This is a genomic window from Micromonospora sp. GCM10011541 (assembly GCF_042650725.1).
Taxonomy (GTDB): Bacteria; Actinomycetota; Actinomycetes; order Mycobacteriales; family Micromonosporaceae; genus Micromonospora; species Micromonospora sicca.
In genome coordinates, this window is record NZ_JBHSBP010000057.1 from 1 (window position 1) to 20,156 (window position 20,156).

The window sequence follows — 20,156 nt, forward strand, 5'->3', positions numbered from 1 at the left end:
ACTTCGACCACAACCGCACAACCTGATCACCCAACGCCACGACCCGTTACGCGGAAAGGCTCAATGAATATGGCATTCATCCGCACTCATTCCGGCGCTCCAACTTGCCGAACACCGGGGTCCGCAACGTAGGGTAGTGGAGACATAACTTCGAGGGACCTTTTGCCGGAGGTCGCGATGACTGTCTTTCCCGCTCGTCGAGCCGTACCCACCCGGGCGCTGCCGCCGGTCGCGGTGCCACAGCCCAGGATCGAGTCCGCCTCGGTGCTCGAACCGACCCGACCGACCCCACTGGAATGGGCCCGCCGCCGTCGGGCCGAGCGGGGCGCCCGCCGGCTGGAGGCGGCCGGAGCCCGGGCCCTGGGCCAGCTCGACCACCTCGGTCCCGCCTGGCACGTCATCGAGTGGCCGCGTACGGACGCCGTGGACGTCCTGCTCGACCGGGACCGGGACGACCGGGCCGGATTCCTGGCCATCGGCCCGAGCGGCCTCTTCGCGGTCACCATCGCCGACCACGGCCGCGCCCGGGTGCTCGTCGCCGGCGACGTCGTGCAGATCAACGGCAAGCGTCCGCCCTATGTGGCCGAGGCGCGCCGGGACGCGAAGCGAGCGAGCAAGGCCCTCTCCGAGGCGGTCGGCCTGCCGATCCCGGTGACCCCGGTGCTGACCTTCGTCGGCTCCGGCGTGATCAGCGTGTACGGCCTGCCGAAGGACTGCCTGATGGCGACCCACCGGGAGCTGGACCGCCTTCTCGTCGCCGGCGGCAACCGGATCAGCCCCGCCACCGCGGAGAAGCTGTCCCGGGTCGCCCAGCACCCGAACACCTGGCTCAACGGCACGTACCGTCCGGCAGGCGACTACCGGTGGTACGACGAGGGCCGAACGGCCGCTGACAAGCCGGCCGCCCGCCGGTAACGTCACCGGCGACGCCACCGGTCCGGGGATCCGCCTCGACCATTCCGTCGATCCGCGCCGTCGCCGGCTGCCCGGTCTCCGGGCACCCGCCTCACCGACACCTGTCCCACGCCGCCAGCGGCGCCCGGGCAGCCGAGGAGCACCGATCTCCGGTGCGCCGGAACGCGGTCGAGCGGTCGTCGCGGCGACCGGCTAGCGTGGACAGACCGTCGGTGTACATAGGAGGCGCGGTGGCCCACGTCGAGCTCTCGCTCTCGGAAGTGTTCGCGCCGGCCGCGGGGACACCCACCGGGCAGGAGTCCGACAACTTCGGGCAGTGGTCGAGCACGGTCTCCCACGCCGCCGAGCCCTGCCTGCTGATCGACGCCGACACCACAGTGGTGGCCATCTCGGCGTCCGGCTGCGAGTTGCTCTGCCTCGGCGCGCCGGACGACGTGATCGGGCGGCCCCTGCTCGAGGGCGGCCTGCGCCTGGTCGACTTCACGGCCAACCGCAGCGAGCTGACCGAGCAGGAGACGGACAAGATTCCGCCACTGCTCGCCCTGCACTCCGGCCGGCTCGCCCGCGGACTGCTCCGGGTCCAGGGGCCCGGGGCCGACGCGCCGGGCACCACCGTGGACGCGATCTCGACGCCGGTGCTCACCAACGACTCGGTCGCCGGCTCACTCACCTTCTTTTCCGAGGTCTGAGCTGCGACAACGGGTGGCGGTCGCCGCACCCGGCGGTGCTGGGGCCGACCGTCACCGAGGACGTATGGTGCCCTCATGCTCGATGTCGCTCTGTTGCCGGGCGGGTACGCCGTGTGTCGACTACCGGCGGATTCCAGCCTCTCCCCGACCCTGTGGGGCGGACTGGGCGACCACGACGTGGTGACGGTGAGCTGGAGCATCGACGGGATCTCGGTGATCTGCCCCGCCCGACGGGTGCCGGAGCAGGCGGTGGTGGAGACGGACTGGCGGTGCCTGCGGATCGTCGGCCCGCTCGACCTGGCCGTCACCGGCACCCTCACCGCGCTGGTCGAGCCGCTGGCCCGGGCCCGGGTGAACGTGGTGGCGTTCTCCACGTACGACACCGACCACGTGCTGGTGCCCGCGGTGCGGCTCGCGGAGGCGACGGCCGCGTTGGAGCGGGCCGGGCACCGCGTGCACAGGTGACCTTCACCCCGCCGCGTGATCCTCCTACGATGGGCTCGGCCACCCGGTCGTACTGATGTCTGTTGATTCCTAGGATCGGACCGTGCCCCCCACCGCAACCCGCCCCCTCATCCGCCGGCGGCTGACCGTCCCGGTCACGCTGCTCGCCCTGCTGCCCCTCGCCGGCTGCGGCACCCCGCCCGAGCTGCGTCGACCGGCCCAGCAGACAGCCACCGCTTCGACCGCCACGAGCACCCCCACCCCGACCGCCACGCCCACCCCGACGGCACCCACCACCCCGACGGCCACCCCCACCAGCACCGACCTGGTCGCCGCGCCCTGCCCGGCCGGCCTGTCCGGCGACCGGGTGATCGCACTGCTGCGCGGTACGGCCCGGGTGCTGCCCCGGGACGTCCGGGTCCGGGTCCGGACCGGGCCGCTCTGCGCCGGGGACTGGCAGTACACCGTGCTCGACGTGACCGGGCACGAGGAGCTGCAGGTGGTCACCCGGGGCCGGCCGGGGGCGCTGGAGCTGGTCACCGCCGGGACGGACGTCTGCGGGGCGCAGGTACGCGCCGCCGGGCCGCCCGGCATCCGGACGTTGGCCTGCGACGGCACCCCGGGTGCGTAGGCTGGTCGCCATGCCCGGAACACCGCCGACCCGCTACGTCTACCTGGGGCCCGAGGGCACCTTCGCCGAGCAGGCGCTGCGTACCGTGCCCGCCGCCGAGCGGGGCAGCCGTACGCCGGCCCGCAGCGTGGGCGAGGCGCTGGACAGCGTACGGGCCGGGGACGCCGACGCCGCCCTGGTGCCGCTGGAGAACTCGATCGGTGGCGCGGTCGGGGTGACCCTCGACGAGATGGCCGAGGGCGAGCCGCTGGTGATCACCCGCGAGGTGATCCTGCCGGTGGAGTTCGTGCTCGCCGCCCGTCCGGGGGCCAGCCTCGCCGAGGTACGCAGCGTGGCGGCCCACCCGCAGGCGTCCACCCAGTGCCGGAACTGGCTCCGCGACCACCTGCCCGACGCCACCGTGGTCGACGTGCTCTCCAACGGCGCCGCCGCGGCCGGTGCGGCGGCCGGCGAGCACGACGCGGCGATCTGCGCCCCGATCGGGGCGTCCCGGCACCGGCTCACCGTGCTCGCCGACAAGATCGCCGACCACCCGGACGCGGTGACCCGGTTCGCCCTGGTCTCCCGGCCCGGCCCGCCCCCGCCGCCCACCGGGGACGACGTCACCTCGCTGGCCGTCTACATCGCCCACGACCGGGTGGGCGCCCTGCTGTCCGTGCTGACGGAACTGGCCGTCCGGGGGATCAACCTGACCCGGATCGAGTCCCGCCCGACCGGCGAGGCGCTCGGCCGGTACGTCTTCTTCCTCGACTGCACCGGCCACGTCGCCGACGTCCGCCTCGGCGAGGCGTTGCAGGGCCTGCGCCGGGTCTGCGCCGACGTGCGCTTCCTCGGGTCGTACCCCCGGCACCGCTGGAGCGAGGCGGCGGCCGAACGGCCGGTCCCCGCACCGGCGGGCCTCTCCGACGCCGACTACGCCGACGCGGCGGCCTGGCTGGCCCGGCTGCGCGCCGGCGAGCTGAGCTGACGGTCGCGGGACGCCCGGTCGGGGCGGCCCCGCGGACCGGACGGTCACTGCAGCAGGCCGCCGAGCAGACCGCCCTGCTGCTGCTGGGCGCCGCTGCCCGGCACCGGCGGCTCCTCGGAGGGCTGCACCACCACGAAGCCCTGGCCGGCGAAGCTCATGGTGAACGCCTCACCGGTGCTGCGGCCGAGCAGCGTGCCCAGGCCGAGCTGCTCGGCGCGGTGGTAGCCGGTCTGGAGGTTGGCCGACCAGCAGACCGCCGCCTGCGGGTCGACGTAGGTCGGCTGGTCGACGTTGAGCACCACCGGGGTGCCCTTGGTGGTGACCGCGATCCGGCCGTGGCCGGTGAAGACGCAGTTGAACAGGCCGGACGAGGACGCCATGCCGGCGCCGCCGACCATCTTGATGTCGTACTGCAGGGTGGAGTCGAAGGCGAGCACGCTGGAGCCGTTGATCGACAGGGCGTCGCCGGGCTCCAGGTCGATGATGTGCACGTCCTTGGCCAGTTCCGCGAGGAAGACGTCACCCCGGCCGGAGAGCTTCATCAGCGGGACGCCCTCGCCGGTCAGCCGCTGCTTGATGAACTTGCCGATGCCGCCGGAGCCGAGCGCCTGGAACTGCACCTGCCCCTGGTACGCGACCATGGACCCGACCCGGGCCATCGCCTCGCCGTTCAGCTCGATCTTCAGCATCTTGGAGTTCTGCAGCCGCATTCCCGGCTGCTGGGACTCCTTCTCAAGGTTCTCCGCAGAGAACAGCGCGCTGCGCATGGGTTTCCTCCTGCATCGGGGTGTGCCTCTCCCGCAGGCTAGGGGACCCGCGCAACGGCGGGCGTCGGCCGAGCGGGGCGGAGCGGCGGGCCCGGTCAGCCCCAGCCGAGGGCGTGCAGCCGGGCGTCGTCGATGCCGAAGTGGTGGGCGATCTCGTGCACCACGGTCACCGCCACCTCGTCGACGACGTCCTCCTCGGTGTCGCAGATCCGCAGGATCGGGCGCCGGTAGATGAGGATGCGGTCCGGGAGGACGCCCGAGTAGTCCCAGCCCCGGGCGGTCAGCGCGTGCCCCTCGTAGAGGCCGAGCAGGTCCTCGCCCGGCGGCGGGTCGTCCTCGACCAGGATCACCACGTTGCTCATCAGCCCGAGCAGCTCCTCGGGCACCTCGTCGAGGGCCTCGCCCACCAGCTCCTCGAACCGCTCACGGCTCATCTCCACCGGCACGCCCCCATCCTCCCCGACCGGGGCGCGTTCCCAGCCATCAAGATCACTACCGAATCACGGCAGGAGTGCCCATCGGCGTACGGATGGGCACTCCTCCGGGAGCACGCCCACCGCCGGCGCCGGTCGAGGCGCCGGCGGCAGGGGCGGGATTGGTCAGGCGGCGAGGCGGGCGGTGAGGCTGACCTGCGCGCCCGGGGAGAGCAGCCGCGAGATCGGGCAGTTCTCCTTGGCGGCCTCGGCCAGCTTGGTGAACTGGGCCTCGTCCATGCCGGGGACCTGGCCGACCGTCTCCAGGTCGATCCGCGTCACGGACATGCCCGCGTCGGTCTTGTCGAAGTGGACCTTGGCGGTGGTGTCCACCGCGATGTCGGTCGCGCCCGCGTCGGCGAGCTGCTTGGAGAGGGCCATCGAGAAGCAGGCGGAGTGCGCGGCGCCGATCAGCTCCTCGGGGTTGGTCCCCTCGCCCTCCTCGAAACGCGACTTGAACGAGTAGGTCCCGGTTAGCCCGCCCTTGCCGGTGCGGACGGTGCCGGCCCCGTCGGTGAGATTGCCCTGCCAACTTGCGGATGCGGTACGGATAGGCATGCCCCGACGCTAGTGCGGTGTCCACCAACGTTCAACGTGTTCCTGTTGTTGTCATGGATCCTCACCTTTGGGGTGAGCGACTCCCCACCGGTGGGTGGGGCGGGCCTCCGCGGGCCAACTGATCCTCGCGCCGCCCGGGGTGGGCGGCGGGGGTCACGTCGGGACCGGCCCGCTCCGGGCAGGTGCCGGCCGGCTCGACGGTGCGTGACCACCTGCGGCAGTACGACCGCTGCCGGGGTGGTGGATCCGCCGCCCGGCGTGCGGGTGGCGATGCTGGCGGCCGCGACGAGGTCGCGGTGCCCGGAGAAGGCGCAGTGCGGGCAGGACAAGGTCCTGCCCCGGGGTTTCGGCACCCGCCGGTGGCAGGCGGGGCAGCTCGACCAGCGGCGCGTCGTGGCGGCGCCGCCGCCACGCGTTGACCTCCAACACACACGCCCACACGTCACCAGCCGAGCGCAGCAGCCCCAAGCACCGCCGCCGCTGCCCGGGCGTCAACCGCAGCGCGACACGCGCCGTGCGGTCAACCACCCGTAAGGCGGCAGGATCCCGACGACGAGGCACGGAACGAGTCAACACCACCCGTACGACGCTTCGGATGGTGGTGCGGCACGAGCTGGTTTGCGGGACTCGTCGGCGGATCCGTAGGACTTGCGGTACCCGTCGCCGCGTGCCGGCTGTGTCATGATTCGGCGCAGGCCCACGTGCGGAAGGGTGGCCCGATGTCCCAGGATCTCCCCATCCCCAGGCAGGACAACCGGTCCGACGGGACGACCGTCGTGGAGTGGGGCGACGGGGAACCCGAACCGTCCGGCCGGGTCGGACGCTCGCTGGCCGGGCTGGGACGGGACCACCGGCTGCCGCTGGTGCTGGCCGGGCTCGGCGCGGTCGCCGCGGTCGCCTCGCTGATCGGTGAGTGGCTGGTGATGACGGTGCCGAACGGCGGCCCGGAGGGAAACACCTCGATCCGGGTCCCGGGCGGGGTGGCCGACGTCGGCGGCCTCGGGGTCGGCTACCTGGTCGGCCTGCTCGGTCTCGCCGGCGCGGTGGCGCTGGCCCTGCGCGGCACCCCCGCGGTCCGGCCCAACGCCCGGGTGGCCGGTCTCGGCCTCGCGGCGGCGGTGCTCGCCGTGCTCGTCGCCAGCGCGTTCTCCCTCGACGACTCGGGCCAGCGGACGCTCTTCTACTCCCCCGAGGCGGGGCTCCAGGTCGACTACGGCCGCGGTCTGGTGACCGCGTTCCTGGCCACCGTCCTGCTCGCGGCCGCGCTCCAGCTGTCCGGCCGGACCGCGCCCGCGCCGGCCACCGCCGAACCCGGGGCGGAGCCGGAACCCGGGCCGCGCGGCCGGGGTCGCCGCCGGGAGCAGGCGCGGACGGACGACCTGCCGCCGGCACCGGCCGACCTGACGGTCCAGCCCACCGTGCCGTTCGCCCGCCCTGAGCCGCCGGCCTGAGCCCTGCAAGCCGCCCGCCTCAGCGAAGCTCCGGAACGTCACCGGACGGTCGCCGCGGGTTGGTGCCCGATTCGCCGGGAAGCCGTGGTTGCGACCTGATCCGCGAGGTACGGTTGCTGCCCGCCGGTCGTGGGCCGAGGCACCGACGACCACAACGGCTGGCGCGACGGCGGCGGGCGAAGGAGGAACGATGACCCGCCCGGGCCTGCCCAAGCTGATCGCCACCGACCTCGACGGGACGCTCGTCCGCAGCGACGACACCGTCTCCGCGTACACCCACGAGGTGCTCGACCGGGTGCGGGCCGCCGGGATCCCGGTGGTCGGCGCGACCGGCCGCGGACCGCGCCTGACCGAGCTCACCCGCAACGACATCCGCGCCGCCGACTTCCTGGTGATGGCCGGCGGGGGACGGGTGGTCGACCAGAGCGACCCCAGCGGTCCGGTGGTGCTGCGCGACGAACGCCTCCCCGGCGAGGTGCTCGCCCGGCTCCTGGCCGACCTGGAGGCGGCGGTCGGCCCGCTCACCGTCATGGTCGAGGCCTCCGACGAGCACGAGGCCCCGCTCTGGGGCGACTACCACCCGAGCTGGCCCTACCCGGACCGGTTCGAGGCGCGCAGCCGCGCGGAGTGTCTCTCCACCGACGTGATCAAGGCGTTCGCCCGGACCGCCGACCACCACGTCGACGAGCTGCTGGCCACGGCCCGCCGGATCGTCCCGGCGGAGACGGCCACGCTCACCCAGGCCGGGCTCGGCTTCATCGAGATCTGCCCGCCCGGGGTGGACAAGTCCACCGGGCTCAGCGTGGTCGCGCAGACCCTCGGGGTCGACCCGGCCGAGGTGCTGGTCTTCGGCGACATGCCGAACGACCTGCCGATGTTCGCCTGGGCCGGGTGGGCGCGGGTGGCGGTCGCCAACGCCCACCCGGAGGTCCGCGCCGCGGCCGACGAGGTCACCCTGCGCAACGACGACGACGGCGTCGCGGTCTACCTGGACCGACTACTGTCCCGGTGATGGGAGAGGCACCTCGGCTGATCGCCACGGACATCGACGGCACCCTGCTCCGGGACGACCGGACGCTCAGCCCGCACACCGCGGCGGTGCTGGCCCGGATCTCCGCGCAGGGCACGCCGGTCGTGCTGGTCACCGGCCGCCCCATCCGCTGGCTCCAGCTCGTGTACGACCAGCTCGCCGAGCCGCTCCCGGCGATCTGCGCCAACGGCGCGGTGGTCTACGACCCGGTCGCCGACGAGGTGCTGCGGGCCGACCCGCTGGCCCCCGAACTGCTGGCGGAGGTGGCCCGGCGGCTGCGGGCCGAGGTGCCCGAGGTGAGCTTCGCGGTGGAGATCGTGGACAGCCGGCAGATGCGGCACGAGGCGCACTACCCGCTGCGCTGGGACGCCGACCACGACGCCATCCGGGCGGTCGAGTCCCCCGAGGAGCTGCTCTCCGCCCCGGCGGTCAAGCTGCTGGCCCGGGCCGGTGAGCAGGACCCGGACGCGTTCGTCCAACTGGTGGCGGGGGCGCTGGCGGGGCTGGCCGAGGCGACCCACTCGTCGTACAGCGGGCTGGTGGAGATCTCCGCCGCCGGGGTGACCAAGGCGGCCGGGCTGGCCTGGTACTGCGCCCGGCTCGGCATCGACCAGCGGGACGTGCTGGCCTTCGGCGACATGCCGAACGACGTACCGATGCTGACCTGGGCCGGCCGGGCGGTGGCCGTCGCCAACGCGCACCCCGCCGTCCTGGAGATCGCCGACGAGGTGACGGCGGCGAACTCCGCGGACGGCGTGGCAGCGTACCTGGAGAAGGTCTTCGGGGTGGGCTGACCGGGCCCGGGCGCCCGCGTGCGCGCGGCGCCCGGGCCCGGTCAGAGGTACTGGCCGGTGCCGTGCCCCTCGCCGCCCTGCGGCTGGCCCATGCCGGGCATCCCCGGCATGACCCCGCTGGGGCCGCTGGGCAGCGCCTGCCGGCCGGACCGCATCTGCTCGAGCTGCACCCGGGCGGCCATCTGCTGGGCGACCAGGGCCGCCTGGATGCCGTGGAACAGCCCCTCCAGCCAGCCCACCAGCTGGGCGTGCGCGATCCGCAGCTCGCTCTCGCTGGGCGCCTTGTCCTCGGTGAAGGGCAGCGAGATCCGCTCCAGCTCCTCGCGCAGCTCGGGGGCGAGCCCCTCCTTCAGCTCGACGATCGAGCGCTCGTGGATCTCGCGCATCCGGTGCCGGCTGGCGTCGTCGAGCGGCGCCGCCTTCACCTCCTCCAGCAACTGCTTGATCATGCTGCCGATCCGCATCACCTTGGCCGGCTGCTCGACCAGGCGGGTGGGGTCCTCGCCCTGCCCCTCCTCGGTCTGCATCGTGCCGACCGGCCGGCCGTCGGGACCGACCACCACCACCGTGCCGGGGATCCCGTCGGTGCCCTGCTCGTCGTTCTGTCCACCGGAAGGCGCTTCGGTCATGGGTCCCATCTTTACCCAGGGCCCGCCACCCGCGCGCGGCGGGACCGGGTCCCGGGCCGGAACCACCCGGCCGGGCGCGCTACCGTCCCGGTCATGCCCGCAGACCCGCGCGCCGTGCTGACCCGGCCCGCTCCGGCGCCGGACGCCACGGTCGCCTACGGCGACCACCCCGACCAGGTCGCCGACCTGCGCCGGCCCGCCGGCGACGGCCCGGCCCGTCCACTGGTCGTGGTGGTGCACGGCGGGTTCTGGCGGGCGGAGTACGACCGGAGCCACACCGGCCCGATGGCGGCGGCGCTCGCCGCGCTGGGCCACCCCGTCGCCCAGGTCGAGTACCGGCGCACCGGCCAGCCCGACGGGGGCTGGCCGCACACCCTGACCGACGTGCTGGCCGGGGTGGCCGCGCTGCCCCGGCTGGCCGCCGCCGAGCTGCCGGGCCGGGTGGCTGGCGTACCGCCGATCCTGGTGGGTCACTCGGCCGGCGGTCACCTGGCGCTCTACGTCGCGGCGCACGCGCCGGAGACGGTCGGCGGCGTGCTGGCGCTGGCCCCGGTGGCCGACCTGGCCGAGGCGTACCGCCTCGACCTGGACTCGGGTGCGGTGGCCGCGCTCCTCGGCGGCGGCCCGGCGGACGTGCCCGACCGGTACGCCACGGCCGATCCATCGGCGTTGGTGCCGATCCGAGTACGCAGCGTAGTGATCCACGGCACGCAGGACCGCCAGGTGCCGGTGGCGATCAGCCGCTCCTGGGTCGCCGCGGCCCGGGCCGCCGGGTCTCCCGCCACCCTTGTCGAGCTGCCCGAATGTGAGCATTTCGGCCTGATCGCGCCGGACTCCGCCGCCTGGCCCCGGGTACTGGACGCATTGCGGTCGCTGCACGATGATCTTCCGGGCATTGACGCAGCGTCGCCAAGCAGGTAGAACGCCGGAGGGGCGATGAGCCCTGCACAGCTTTCGGAAGGAAATCGGTGTCGCAGATGAACCGCAGGCAGGCTCTTCAACTGCTGGCCGCGCTCGGTACCAGCGGACTGGCGGCCGGCTGCGGCTCCGACTCCGAGGACCCGGCCGCCAGCTCCGGCAACCCGATCAAGATCGGCCTCATCGTGCCCGGGACCGGCCCGAACAAGGTGATCGGCGAAGAGATCAGCAACGGCTTCCAGCTCTTCCTCAGCCTCAACAACCATCAGCTCGGTGGGCACCCGGCGACCGTGGTGACCGCCGAGGAGGGTGAGAACGCCAAGAGCGGCCAGGCCGCCGTCGACCGCCTGCTCAAGGAGGGTGTCCTGGCGCTCACCGGCGTGGTCAGCTCCGCCGTCATGCTGGGCATCCGGGACAGCGTCGAGCAGGCGCGGGTCCCGCTGATCGGCTCGAACGCCTCCCCGACCAGCCTGCAGAGCGTCGTCTACATCTGGCGCACCTCGTACGTGCTCGACGAACCCGGCCGGGCGCTCGGCCAGTACCTCCGCGAGACCCTGCCCGCCACCAAGCGGATCACCGTCATCGCCCCCGACAGCCAGAGCAGCCGGGACGTCGTCGACGGCTTCCGGAAGGGCTACGAGGTGAACGGCCGCCGCATCGCCGCCGCGCCGATCCTCACCGCCGACATCGCCAACCCGGGCAAGGGGACGTACGGCGCCGCCATCGGCCAGGCGCTGCACCAGCGCCCCGACGTGATCTTCTGCCACTACGCCGGCCCCGCCGCGGTCCAGTTCGTCAAGCAGCTCTACGACGGGGGGTACCGCGGCCCGGTCTACGCCCCCGGCTTCCTCACCGAGGGCACGGTGCTCGGCGAGCTGGAGAGCGAGGACGCCTTGATCGAGAAGTACGGCATCGAGACGGCGCTCAACTACTCGGCCGATCTCAACAACACGGCCAACCGGGTGTTCGCCTCGGCGTACCGCGACACGTACCGGGCCTCCCCGACCACCTACGCGATGGCCTCGTACGACGCCGCGCAGGTGCTCGACAAGGCGATCCGGCTGGTCCCGGGGAACCCCACCTCGCAGCAGGTCAACCTGGCGCTGGGCAAGATCGGCCAGATCGACAGCCCACGCGGGCCCTGGCAGTTCAACCAGCCGCGCACCCCGCAGCAGAAGTGGTACCTGCGCCGGGTCCAGCGCGACGGCCAGCTGCTCTCCAACGTCGTGATCAACGAGCTGGCCACGCTCGGCTGAGTCACCTCCCGTTACGCCGACGGGCCGGCCTCCCGGTGGGGAGGCCGGCCCGTTCGGGTGACCGGCGTGCGGTGCGGGACGGTCAGTGGCGCAGCTCGGCGATGCAGCACTTCACGCTGCCGCCGCCCTTCTTCAGCTCGGCCAGCTCGACCGGGACCGGGTGGTAGCCCGCCGCCTTCAGCTTGCCCGCCAGCCGGCTGGCCTCGCTGTTGAGCACGACGTTGAGGCCGTCGCTGACCAGGTTGAGGCCGAAGGTCAGGGCGTCCTCGTCGTCCGCGACGACCGCGTCCGGGAAGAGCTGGGTGAGCACCCTCTGGCTGGCCGCCGAGAAGGCGCCCGGGTAGTAGACGATGTTGGTGTCGTCGATCGACGCCAGCGCCACGTCCAGGTGGTAGAAGCGCGGGTCGACCAGGCGCAGCGAGACCACCGGCCGGCCGAGCGCCTCCTGCGCCTCGGCGTGCGCCGGCAGCTCGGTACGGAAGCCGTGGCCGGCGAGGATCAGGCCGCCGTGCGCCTCCGGCAGGTACGCGAAGTCGCCCTCGCCCTCGTTGGTCTCGCTCGGCGCGATGAACCGCCAGCCCTGCGCCTCGTAGAACGCCCGGTGCGCGGCGGCCTCGGCGGCCCGCTGGTCGTGCTTGAACTGGGCGCCGTAGGCGGTGCCGTCCACCACGAAGGCGCCGTTGGCCGCGTAGACCATGTCGGGCAGCCCGCGCTCGGGGGTGAGCAGGTGCACCTCATGGCCGAGGCCGACGAGCGTCTCCCGCAGCCGGTCCCACTGCTTGACCGCCAGCTCGGCGTCGACCGGCGCGGTCACGTCCATCCACGGGTTGATGGCGTACTCGACCGCGAAGTGCTCGGGCGAGCACATGAGATATGTCCGCTTTCGCGGGACTCGCTGCTGGTTCACGGTCACCAAGAGTAGGTACGGTACAACTTTGGTAACAGCCACAACCATTGCTTCCCAGGGGCGGAACGTTGCAGATAGACGCGGTTGACCAGCGAATCATTGCGTTACTCGTGGCGGATGCCCGCGCGTCGTACGCGGACATCGGCACCCGGGTGTCACTCTCCGCCCCCGCCGTGAAGCGACGGGTCGACCGACTCCGATCCGCCGGGGTGATCCGGGGCTTCACCGCGGTGGTCGACCCGGCCGCCGTCGGCTGGACGACCGAGGCCTTCGTCGAACTGTTCTGCGCCGGCCGGACCACCCCGGCGCAGATCGGGGCGGCCGCCCGCCGGCACCCCGAGGTGGTCGGCGCGTACACCGTCTCCGGGGAGGCGGACGCGCTGGTGCACCTGCGGGCCGCCGACATCGCCCACCTGGAGGAGGCGTTGGAACGGCTGCGGGCCGAGTCGTTCGTCACCTCCTCCCGGAGCACCATCGTCCTGTCCCGGCTGGTCGAGTCGCCCGGCGTCGGCCCCTCCGGCGGCTGACCGTCCCGCGTCGCGCCGCCCCGCCCTCGCTCGCCCTTCCGCGCCGGCCGCCGAAGGGAAGCCCGGCGCGATCGGGCCGGAACCGGGCGGCGGGGGGTGGCGTCCAAGGGCGCATGAGACCGGTGACCGCCTACGCCACGACCGGAACCCTGCTGGCCCTGAGCCTGCTCGCCGGGAGCGCCGTCGCGCCCCGGGCGGCGACCCCCGACCCGACGCCACCCGCGGCCGCGCCCCGGCTCGTCGGGTACGACTCCTGCGCCGAGGCGCTGGCCGGGCTGCGCGCCGCCGCCGGCGCCGCCGTCGGGCCGTGGGGCTTCGGGGCGGGCTGGCGTACCGGAGTGGCCGATGACGTGGCGATGCCCGCCGGCGCGGCCGCGCGGCCCCAGTCGGCGCTGCCGCCCGGCGCCGGGGCCAAGGCCGGGTCGGCAGCGCCGGAGCACTCCACCACCAACAGCCACGAGCCGGGGGCGGACGAGCCGGACCTGGTGAAGACCGACGGACGGCGGATCGTCGTGGTCAGCCAGGGCATGCTGCGGGTGGTGGACGCCGCCAGCCGCGTGGTCACCGGGCGGCTCGACCTCTCCGCGGGGGAATCGGGCCGCCGATGGTGGCCGGAGAGCAGCCTGCTGCTGCACGGGGACCGGGCGCTGGTGCTGGTCCGGCCCGCGCCGGAGGTGGTCGCGGCGACCGACCGTCCGCTCGACCCCGACCGCCCGGCCGACCCCGACCGCCCGACCAGCCCCGACCGTCCGGAGGGGCCGGAGGGGCCGGAGGGGCCGCGCCTGCTCCTGGTCGACCTGGCCGGGCGGCCCACGGTCGTCGGGACGTACCGGATCGACGGGAGCCTGCTGGACGCCCGCCAGACCGGCGCGACCGCCCGGGTCGTGGTCCGCTCGCAACCCCGGCTCTCCTTCCCGTACGACGAGCGGCGCAGCGACGCGGAGCGGACCACCGTCAACCGGGCGGTCATCGCCCGGGCCGGCCTGGACGCCTGGCTGCCCCGCTACGAGTGGACGGCCGGCGGGGAGCGCCACAGCGGCCGGGTCGGCTGCGACCGGCTGAGCCGGCCGGCCACCACCAGCGGCACCGCCCTGCTGACCGTGCTCAGCTTCGACCTCGCCACCGGCCGGCTGGGCGACGGCGACCCGGTCACCGTCGCCTCGGACGCCGACACCGTCTACGGCACCGCCGACAGCCTCTACCTCGCCGGCGCGGGCGGCGCCGGCTGGCGGCCCGGTTGGGGCGGGATGCGGCGGCCCGGGCCGGAGCGCACCGACATCTACCGGTTCGACACCGCCGACCCCGGCCGGCCCCGCTACGCGGCCGCCGGCAGCGTGCCCGGAACGCTGCTCAACCAGTACGCCCTCTCGGAGTGGCAGGGCCACCTGCGGGTGGCGACCACCCGCGCGGGGTCGGCGGCCGGGACCGAGTCGGCCGTGCACGTGCTCGCCCGGCGGGGCGACCGGTTGACGGAGACCGGCCGGGTCGACGGCCTCGGCCGGGGCGAACGGATCTACTCCGTACGCTTCCTCGGCGGGACCGGCTACGTGGTGACCTTCCGCCAGACCGACCCGCTCTACGCGCTCGACCTGACCGACCCGGCCGCCCCCCGGCTCACCGGCGAGTTGAAGATCAACGGCTGGTCGGCGTACCTGCACCCGGTGCCGGGCGACCGCCTGCTCGGCGTCGGCCAGGAGGCGGACGACCGGGGCCGGGCGCAGGGCCTCCAGGTCTCGCTCTTCGACGTGCACGACCCGGCCCGACCCGCCCGGCTGGCCCGCCACCACGTGCCCGGCGGCGGCTCGGTGGCGGAGTTCGACCCGCACGCGTTCCTGTTCGACCCGACCACCGGACTGGTGGCGCTGCCGCTGAACACCGGCGGCGTCCGCCTGCTGACCGTGACCGACACGGGAATCGCCGACGTCGGCACGGTCACCCTGCCGCAGGGCGGCGCCGCCAGCCGGTCCCTGCTGATCGACGGCCGGCTGTGGGCCGTCTCCGACACCGGGCTGGCGGTCGTCGACCCGGCGACGGCGCGCGGCCTCGCCTGGCTGCCCTGGACCTGACACCTCCCTCCCCGGCGGGTGGGGTCCGGGAGCCGCACCGGCTTCCGGCCCCCACCCGCCGCTCCAGGCCCGCCGGGACGCTCGCGGCCGGCCTCTCGCCGCCCGTCGACCGCCGGACCCACCGGCCGGCTGCCGGTCACCCGACGCGGCGCACCGCTCGCCGGTCGCGGGGTTGACTTGAATCCCGGTTGAGGTTGTTCAGTGGGGGCGGGACGGCGGAAGGGGGACAGGTGCGCGCGGTGTGGCTGCGGGAGTTCGGGGGTCCGGAGGTGCTGGTGCCGGGGCCCGCGCAGGATCCGGTGCCCGGACCGGGGCAGGTGCTGATCGAGGTGGCCCACGCCAACCTCACCTTCGTGGAGACCATGTTCCGGGCGACCGGCTTCGGGCCGTTCCCCGCCACGCCGCCACTGATCCCCGGCAACGGGGTCGGCGGCGTGATCGCCGCCGTCGGTCCCGACGTCGAGACGGAACTGGTCGGCCGGCGGGTGGTCAGCGGGACCGGCGGCTCGGGAGGCTACGCCGAGCGGGTCGTGGTGAACCGCGACCTGCCCGTCGAGGTGCCCGCCGGGCTGCCGCTGGACGAGGCCGTCGCGGTGTTCGCCGACGGCCGTACCGCCACCATGCTGGCGCACACGGCGCAACTGCGGCCCGGCGAACGGGTGCTGGTCGAGGCGGCGGCGGGCGGGGTCGGCATCCTGCTGACGCAACTCGCGACGGCGGCCGGCGCGCGGGTCGTCGCCGCCGCCGGGGGCGCCCGGAAGGTCGCCCTGCTGCGCGAACGGAGCCTCGACGTGGTGGTGGACTACCGCCGGCCGGACTGGACCGACCAGGTCCGGGCGGCCACCGGCGGCGTGGACGTGGTCTTCGACGGGGTCGGCGGGGCGCTGGCCCGGGCCGCGTTCGACCTGCTGGACGCGGGCGGGCGGATGCTGAGCTTCGGGCTGGCCAGCGGCGCCTGGGCCGACCTGCCGGCCGACCTCGTGGCGGCCCGCGGCGTGACCCTGCTCCGCCCGACCGCCGACCCGCCGACGCTACGCGGGTTCACCGAGCGGGCGCTGGCCGAGACGGCGGCCGGGCGGCTGCGACCGCTGATCGGGCAGCGCTTCCCGCTGGAACGAGCGGCCGAGGCGCATGCGGCGATGGAATCCCGGGCCACCGTCGGCAAGACCCTCCTCGACCTCCACTGAGGCCGCCCGCGCGCCTGCCCGCGTCCGCGCGCCCGGGTCCGCCGTGGGCGGTTAGAGGTACATGCCGGTGCGGTGCTCATCCTGCGGGCGGGACGGCTTGTCCCCCTCGCCGAAGAAGCGCTTGCCGCCGAACTCGCCGTGCAGCCGGTCGTCCAGTTCGTCTGCCAGCCCGGTCATCACCTGGACGGCGAGCATCAGGTGGGTGGGCTGGAAGTTCCGGCCGAAGACCGGGATGGAGGCCCAGACCGTGTCGTCGGCGCAGTAGAGCCGGCCGATCGGCATCCGGTTGGTCAACTCGGAGAGCTTCACGTAGAGGCGCTCGGTCGGCTCGACCTCGGTGAGCACCGGGGAGAAGACGTCGACCAGGGGCGGATTGTCGCGTACCCGGACGAAGACCATGGCGGAGCCGGCCCGGATGTTGATGTCACCGTCCGAGTCGACCTGCAACTGGTCGGACGTCGACTTGAGCATGGTGGAGACGACCGTACGGACCCGCTCCTCCAGCGCCAGCACGTCGTTCTCGCCGGCCTGGGCGGTGGCCGCCGCGGCCAGCGCCTCGTCGAGGTCGGACTCGACGTCCCGGTCCGGCCCGAACTCGCTCCGCGCCGTGCCCATGGGCTCCACCGGCAGCGGCTCCCCCTCGGCGTCGTGCACCAGGTAGACGAGGAAGGCGGGGTGCGGCGCGCCGTAGACGTCGCGCAGTGTGCGGGAGAGTACCGCCGCGAGCCGGGTGGCTTCGGAGACGTCGCAGCTCAGGCCGAACTGCTCGCCGGAGCCCTCGACCACGCCGGGCGGGGACCAGCCGAGCGCGATCATGTCGGCGACGGCGGCCCGATCCAGCCGGTAGCCCTGCGGCAGGGTGGCGTTGCCGACCGCCCGCGCGGCGAGCCTGCCCTCCGCGCCGGCGTCCACGCTGATCGAGTAGACGGCGTCCCCGGTGCCCGAGGCGGTGGGGTCGAGGGTCAGCTCCACGTGCGCGCCGGTGGGCAGGCCCCGCAGCCGGTCGGCCAGCGCGCGAGCGAACTCCCGCCAGGCCTCGGTCACCTTCGCCCGCAGGTCGGCGGTGGTCGGCTCGTCCAGCAGGATCGACTCGTACTGCTCCGGCGCACCGCCGGCCGGGTCATCCGTCGGCACCGAGGGGTGGTCTGCCGTCATGATCGCCTCCGTCCGTCATGGTCACCCTACCCACGGACGGTGGGGGCCGAATCAGGCCGACCTGGATCGGACACCGGCCCGCCAAGGGTCCGCCGCGACCAGCCACATCCCGCCGGCGAGCGGGCCGGTCGCCGGGCCGCGACGGCCGAGCCGGGCCGGCGCCGTCCAGCTGTCCGCCCACTCGGCCGGGCCGCCGCCCACCTCGATCGGCTGTTCGCCCGGCGGGTGCCGTCCACTCGATCGGCTGTTCGCCGGCGGGTGCCGCCCACCTCGATCGGCTGTTCGCCCGGCGGGTGCCGTCCACCTCGATCGGCTGTTCGCCCCGAGCCCAGCTCGATCGGCTATTCGGCCGGGCCGGTGCCGTCCAGCTCGACCGGCCAGCTGGCGGCCAGCTCGCTGAGCCGGGACGCCGCCCCGGCGGCATCGGCGCCGCGCCCCACGGCGAGCCCCAGCAGGTACGCGGACACCGGCGCGCCCGGACGCAGCACCTGGTGGGCCACGTCCCGGGCCAGGTCGAGCACGACCGGCACGGGCACCTGAGCCGGGTCGAGACCCAGCTCGGCGCAGGCCGCCGTGACCCAGTCGTCCATCACCGTCATCGTGTCCACTCCTCGGCCCGGCGTACGTCATCGTCAGTGTCGCAGTCGAACCAGGGCGGCGGGCCGGAGCCGGACCAGGCCACCTCCCGCACCGCCAGCCCGGCCAGCAACGCCCGCACCGGAGCCCCGTCGAGCGTGTCGCCCCGCTGCCCGGCGAGCCGGTCCAGGGCGGCCCGCAGCGCGGCGACCCGCCACACGCCGCAGAGCTGCTGCCGACGCCCGTCACCGTCGACGTAGCAGGCCCCGTCGACCGTCGACCCGGCGAGCTGCCGCAGCAGGGCGTCGACCGCCTCGGCGGTGAGCAGCGGCAGGTCGGCGGCGAGCAGGGCGACGGTGGCCGTACCCGGGTCGAGCAGGTCGATCCCGGCCCGGGTGGCGGCGACCGGGCCACCGCCGGACGGCTCCTCCCGGGTCACCCGCACGCCGGGCGGGACGGAACCGGCCGCACCGACCACGATCCGCGACTCGGCCTGGGCGACCGCCGCCAGCACCCGGTGCAGCATCGGCCGGCCGCCGACCGGGCGCGCCGGCTTGTCCACCCCGCCCATCCGGCGCGCCGCACCACCCGCGAGCAGCACCGCCGCGTACGCCGTCACCCGGCCACGGTAACCCGAGCCGCCACCCACGGCCGCCGGGCGCCCGTGCGCACGGCGGCTTGGTCCACTCGGGGTGCGGCAGGTCGCCGTGTCCGAGCCCTCGATAATCGCCGTTCGCCGCAACCCGGGTGCGGCACCCGCCGCACGTCGCCCTGCGGAACGCGCCGGACGCCGCCCTGCGGCACGGACACAGCCCTCGCTCTGCGGCACCGGCCGGGGCCGTCGCCCTGCGGCGCGGGGCACACCGTCGCCCTGCCGAAACGCGCCGGGCCGCCGCCCTGCGGCACGCGCCGTACGCCCGCCGGGCGACGGGGCGGCCGGGCGGGGCAGGATGGCGGGATGGGACGGGCGACTGATCGGCGCGGGGTGCTCCGGATCGACCTCGACGCGGCGGCGGACGGACGCGCCCGGATCCGCAGGCAGGACACCCTGGCCGTGGAGGAGCCGTTGGAGATCCGGGTCGGCCGGGCCGGCCCCGGCCGGCGGCGCCCGCTCGCGGTGACCATGCGCACCCCCGGCGACGACCTGGACCTGGCGATCGGCTTCCTGCTCACCGAGGGGCTGATCCGGTCCGCCGACGACGTGCACACCGCCCAGCTCTGCGCCGGGGCGGAGACGCCGAACACCTACAACGTGGTCGACGTGGTGCTGGCCCCCGGCGTGCCGGAGCCCGCCACCGACCCGTCCCGCAACTTCTACACGACCAGCTCGTGCGGGGTCTGCGGCAAGGCGAGCATCGACGCCGTACGGACCCGCTCGCTCTTCGCGGTGCGGGACGACCCGGTGACCGTGCCGGCGGAGGTGCTGGTGGCCCTGCCGGACCGGCTCCGCGCGGCCCAGCGGGCCTTCGACCGGACCGGCGGACTGCACGCGGCCGGCCTCTTCACCCCGGACGGCGACCTGGTGGTGCTGCGCGAGGACGTGGGTCGGCACAACGCCGTCGACAAGGTGGTCGGCTGGGCGGTGCGGGAGCGGCGGCTGCCGCTGGCCGGGCACCTGCTGCTGGTCTCCGGCCGGGCCAGCTTCGAGCTGACCCAGAAGGCGTGGATGGCCGGCGTGCCGCTGCTCGCGGCAGTCTCCGCGCCCAGCACCCTCGCCGCCGAGCTGGCCGACGACGCCGGCATGACCCTGGTCGGCTTCCTGCGCGGCCGGACCATGAACGTCTACGCCGGCGCCCACCGGCTCACCGAGGTCGACTGAGCCGGACCCGGACCTGGTCGCCCGGCTGCACCGCCACGCCGGAGCCACCGACCGCGTCCAGCGGGCGGTACCCGGCAGCGTCGCCGGTGACGGGCCGGGCGCCGCAGATCCGCCCGGCCCGACGGCGGCAGCCGGCGCGGACGAACCGTCGCCCGTCATCAGACGCTCCGGCGTGGGATGCGGCGGCAGGCCCGGCGGCGGACCACCCCGGGAAAACCGACGGCCGGCCAACCGTCCAGCTCGGACGGGGGCACGCCGCGCCGGAGCAGGTCGTCGAGGAGCAGCGCGAGGGAGTAGTCGGGACGGGCGGCGAGCACCCGTTCCAGGGCCACCGCCGCCAGGGCGCCGTAGCCGGCCCGCCATGCGGCGAACACCAGCAGGCTGACTGATTTGATTA

The 20,156-nt window shown here is 74.6% G+C and carries 23 protein-coding genes and 1 pseudogene; 14 read left to right on the plus strand and 10 right to left on the minus strand.

Translation table 11 applies throughout. The annotated features are described in order from the left end of the window. Positions 1-177 precede the first annotated feature (177 nt). The 5 genes from ACFOYX_RS24655 (at position 178) to pheA (ending at position 3,646) form a co-directional block, all read left to right on the plus strand. Positions 178-915 carry a hypothetical protein gene (locus tag ACFOYX_RS24655; RefSeq protein ID WP_322439864.1) on the plus strand — a complete coding sequence of 246 codons (738 nt, stop codon included), beginning with the start codon at positions 178-180 and terminating at the stop codon, positions 913-915. Between the two features lie 230 nt (positions 916-1,145). Beyond that, on the plus strand, positions 1,146-1,604 hold the full coding sequence (locus tag ACFOYX_RS24660) for a PAS domain-containing protein (RefSeq protein WP_322439863.1): 459 nt from the start codon (positions 1,146-1,148) through the stop codon (positions 1,602-1,604). A gap of 75 nt (positions 1,605-1,679) precedes the next feature. Continuing rightward, a complete protein-coding gene (locus ACFOYX_RS24665) occupies positions 1,680-2,069 on the plus strand; it encodes an ACT domain-containing protein (RefSeq protein WP_109803778.1) in 390 nt (129 codons plus the stop codon). A 121-nt stretch (positions 2,070-2,190) separates the two neighbouring features. Continuing rightward, positions 2,191-2,679: a hypothetical protein gene (locus tag ACFOYX_RS24670; RefSeq protein WP_322439873.1), complete on the plus strand. Its 489-nt coding sequence runs from the start codon at positions 2,191-2,193 to the stop codon at positions 2,677-2,679. A gap of 10 nt (positions 2,680-2,689) precedes the next feature. Continuing rightward, positions 2,690-3,646, plus strand: a complete 957-nt coding sequence (gene pheA, locus ACFOYX_RS24675) for a prephenate dehydratase (RefSeq protein ID WP_322439862.1) — start codon at positions 2,690-2,692, stop codon at positions 3,644-3,646. Between the two features lie 44 nt (positions 3,647-3,690). Here pheA and ACFOYX_RS24680 read toward each other — a convergent pair whose 3' ends face one another. From ACFOYX_RS24680 to ACFOYX_RS24695, 4 genes are all read right to left on the minus strand, one after another. Continuing rightward, positions 3,691-4,413 carry an AIM24 family protein gene (locus ACFOYX_RS24680; RefSeq protein WP_109800416.1) on the minus strand — a complete coding sequence of 241 codons (723 nt, stop codon included), beginning with the start codon at positions 4,411-4,413 and terminating at the stop codon, positions 3,691-3,693. Positions 4,414-4,508: 95 nt separating this feature from the next. Next, complete coding sequence (locus tag ACFOYX_RS24685) at positions 4,509-4,853, minus strand: metallopeptidase family protein (RefSeq protein WP_201749494.1); 345 nt, start codon at positions 4,851-4,853, stop codon at positions 4,509-4,511. Between the two features lie 159 nt (positions 4,854-5,012). Then, positions 5,013-5,444 carry an OsmC family protein gene (locus ACFOYX_RS24690; RefSeq protein WP_322439861.1) on the minus strand — a complete coding sequence of 144 codons (432 nt, stop codon included), beginning with the start codon at positions 5,442-5,444 and terminating at the stop codon, positions 5,013-5,015. Further along, positions 5,360-5,890 (minus strand): zinc ribbon domain-containing protein, encoded by a 531-nt coding sequence (locus tag ACFOYX_RS24695; protein WP_369292970.1) that lies wholly within the window; start codon positions 5,888-5,890, stop codon positions 5,360-5,362. The genes ACFOYX_RS24690 and ACFOYX_RS24695 overlap by 85 nt, the downstream gene beginning before the upstream one ends. A gap of 273 nt (positions 5,891-6,163) precedes the next feature. Between ACFOYX_RS24695 and ACFOYX_RS24700 the strand changes: the two genes are divergently transcribed. The 3 genes from ACFOYX_RS24700 (at position 6,164) to ACFOYX_RS24710 (ending at position 8,719) form a co-directional block, all read left to right on the plus strand. Next, on the plus strand, positions 6,164-6,895 hold the full coding sequence (locus ACFOYX_RS24700; RefSeq protein WP_109800419.1) for a hypothetical protein: 732 nt from the start codon (positions 6,164-6,166) through the stop codon (positions 6,893-6,895). A gap of 190 nt (positions 6,896-7,085) precedes the next feature. Next, positions 7,086-7,907, plus strand: a complete 822-nt coding sequence (locus ACFOYX_RS24705; RefSeq protein ID WP_109800420.1) for an HAD family hydrolase — start codon at positions 7,086-7,088, stop codon at positions 7,905-7,907. Continuing rightward, entirely contained in the window at positions 7,907-8,719 is an 813-nt protein-coding gene (locus ACFOYX_RS24710) for an HAD family hydrolase (RefSeq protein ID WP_109800421.1), read from the plus strand. The genes ACFOYX_RS24705 and ACFOYX_RS24710 overlap by 1 nt, the downstream gene beginning before the upstream one ends. A 41-nt stretch (positions 8,720-8,760) precedes the next feature. Here the strand turns inward: ACFOYX_RS24710 and ACFOYX_RS24715 are convergent, their stop codons facing one another. Further along, positions 8,761-9,357 (minus strand): bacterial proteasome activator family protein, encoded by a 597-nt coding sequence (locus ACFOYX_RS24715; protein ID WP_109800422.1) that lies wholly within the window; start codon positions 9,355-9,357, stop codon positions 8,761-8,763. An 84-nt stretch (positions 9,358-9,441) separates the two neighbouring features. On the opposite strand from ACFOYX_RS24715, the gene ACFOYX_RS24720 reads away from it, so the two are divergent. Next, positions 9,442-10,269, plus strand: a complete 828-nt coding sequence (locus tag ACFOYX_RS24720) for a S9 family peptidase (protein WP_109800423.1) — start codon at positions 9,442-9,444, stop codon at positions 10,267-10,269. Positions 10,270-10,316: 47 nt separating this feature from the next. Continuing rightward, positions 10,317-11,522, plus strand: a complete 1,206-nt coding sequence (locus ACFOYX_RS24725; RefSeq protein ID WP_322439859.1) for an ABC transporter substrate-binding protein — start codon at positions 10,317-10,319, stop codon at positions 11,520-11,522. A gap of 82 nt (positions 11,523-11,604) precedes the next feature. On the opposite strand, the gene ddaH is transcribed toward ACFOYX_RS24725, so the two are convergent. Further along, complete coding sequence (ddaH, locus tag ACFOYX_RS24730) at positions 11,605-12,438, minus strand: dimethylargininase (RefSeq protein ID WP_336635457.1); 834 nt, start codon at positions 12,436-12,438, stop codon at positions 11,605-11,607. A 59-nt stretch (positions 12,439-12,497) separates the two neighbouring features. Between ddaH and ACFOYX_RS24735 the strand changes: the two genes are divergently transcribed. The 3 genes from ACFOYX_RS24735 to ACFOYX_RS24745 all read left to right on the plus strand — a co-directional run bounded on the left by ACFOYX_RS24735 (position 12,498) and on the right by ACFOYX_RS24745 (position 16,209). Further along, a complete protein-coding gene (locus ACFOYX_RS24735; RefSeq protein ID WP_109800426.1) occupies positions 12,498-12,956 on the plus strand; it encodes an Lrp/AsnC family transcriptional regulator in 459 nt (152 codons plus the stop codon). A gap of 113 nt (positions 12,957-13,069) precedes the next feature. Next, positions 13,070-15,022, plus strand: a complete 1,953-nt coding sequence (locus ACFOYX_RS24740; RefSeq protein ID WP_377534407.1) for a beta-propeller domain-containing protein — start codon at positions 13,070-13,072, stop codon at positions 15,020-15,022. 230 nt (positions 15,023-15,252) lie between these two features. Then, positions 15,253-16,209: a zinc-binding dehydrogenase gene (locus ACFOYX_RS24745; protein WP_322439857.1), complete on the plus strand. Its 957-nt coding sequence runs from the start codon at positions 15,253-15,255 to the stop codon at positions 16,207-16,209. Between the two features lie 51 nt (positions 16,210-16,260). Here ACFOYX_RS24745 and ACFOYX_RS24750 read toward each other — a convergent pair whose 3' ends face one another. The 3 genes from ACFOYX_RS24750 to ACFOYX_RS24760 form a co-directional block, all read right to left on the minus strand. Then, complete coding sequence (locus tag ACFOYX_RS24750) at positions 16,261-17,364, minus strand: hypothetical protein (RefSeq protein WP_322439856.1); 1,104 nt, start codon at positions 17,362-17,364, stop codon at positions 16,261-16,263. Between the two features lie 341 nt (positions 17,365-17,705). Then, the gene (locus ACFOYX_RS24755) at positions 17,706-17,963 is read right to left on the minus strand and encodes a DUF6457 domain-containing protein (protein ID WP_109805255.1); all 258 of its coding nucleotides are present in this window, start codon (positions 17,961-17,963) and stop codon (positions 17,706-17,708) included. Next, a complete protein-coding gene (locus ACFOYX_RS24760; RefSeq protein WP_322439855.1) occupies positions 17,960-18,589 on the minus strand; it encodes an NTP transferase domain-containing protein in 630 nt (209 codons plus the stop codon). The genes ACFOYX_RS24755 and ACFOYX_RS24760 overlap by 4 nt, the downstream gene beginning before the upstream one ends. Before the next feature lie 309 nt (positions 18,590-18,898). Here ACFOYX_RS24760 and fdhD point away from each other — a divergent pair, with 309 nt between their 5' ends. Then, a complete protein-coding gene (gene fdhD / locus ACFOYX_RS24765) occupies positions 18,899-19,759 on the plus strand; it encodes a formate dehydrogenase accessory sulfurtransferase FdhD (RefSeq protein WP_109805250.1) in 861 nt (286 codons plus the stop codon). Positions 19,760-19,917: 158 nt separating this feature from the next. Here the strand turns inward: fdhD and ACFOYX_RS24770 are convergent. Then, a pseudogene (locus ACFOYX_RS24770) lies at positions 19,918-20,142 on the minus strand (DUF4192 family protein); the annotation flags it as partial. Positions 20,143-20,156 lie beyond the last annotated feature (14 nt).

Bases quoted from the DNA above. Each gene is read 5' to 3' on its own strand.
- ACFOYX_RS24750 (WP_322439856.1), bottom strand. From the start codon at position 17,364: ATGACGGCAGACCACCCCTCGGTGCCGACGGATGACCCGGCCGGCGGT.
- ACFOYX_RS24655 (WP_322439864.1), top strand. From the start codon at position 178: ATGACTGTCTTTCCCGCTCGTCGAGCCGTACCCACCCGGGCGCTGCCG.
- ACFOYX_RS24665 (WP_109803778.1), top strand. From the start codon at position 1,680: ATGCTCGATGTCGCTCTGTTGCCGGGCGGGTACGCCGTGTGTCGACTA.
- ACFOYX_RS24690 (WP_322439861.1), bottom strand. From the start codon at position 5,444: ATGCCTATCCGTACCGCATCCGCAAGTTGGCAGGGCAATCTCACCGAC.
- ACFOYX_RS24680 (WP_109800416.1), bottom strand. From the start codon at position 4,413: ATGCGCAGCGCGCTGTTCTCTGCGGAGAACCTTGAGAAGGAGTCCCAG.
- ACFOYX_RS24705 (WP_109800420.1), top strand. From the start codon at position 7,086: ATGACCCGCCCGGGCCTGCCCAAGCTGATCGCCACCGACCTCGACGGG.
- pheA (WP_322439862.1), top strand. From the start codon at position 2,690: ATGCCCGGAACACCGCCGACCCGCTACGTCTACCTGGGGCCCGAGGGC.
- ACFOYX_RS24700 (WP_109800419.1), top strand. From the start codon at position 6,164: ATGTCCCAGGATCTCCCCATCCCCAGGCAGGACAACCGGTCCGACGGG.
- ACFOYX_RS24755 (WP_109805255.1), bottom strand. From the start codon at position 17,963: ATGACGGTGATGGACGACTGGGTCACGGCGGCCTGCGCCGAGCTGGGT.
- ACFOYX_RS24715 (WP_109800422.1), bottom strand. From the start codon at position 9,357: ATGGGACCCATGACCGAAGCGCCTTCCGGTGGACAGAACGACGAGCAG.
- ACFOYX_RS24740 (WP_377534407.1), top strand. From the start codon at position 13,070: ATGAGACCGGTGACCGCCTACGCCACGACCGGAACCCTGCTGGCCCTG.
- ACFOYX_RS24720 (WP_109800423.1), top strand. From the start codon at position 9,442: ATGCCCGCAGACCCGCGCGCCGTGCTGACCCGGCCCGCTCCGGCGCCG.
- ACFOYX_RS24710 (WP_109800421.1), top strand. From the start codon at position 7,907: ATGGGAGAGGCACCTCGGCTGATCGCCACGGACATCGACGGCACCCTG.
- fdhD (WP_109805250.1), top strand. From the start codon at position 18,899: ATGGGACGGGCGACTGATCGGCGCGGGGTGCTCCGGATCGACCTCGAC.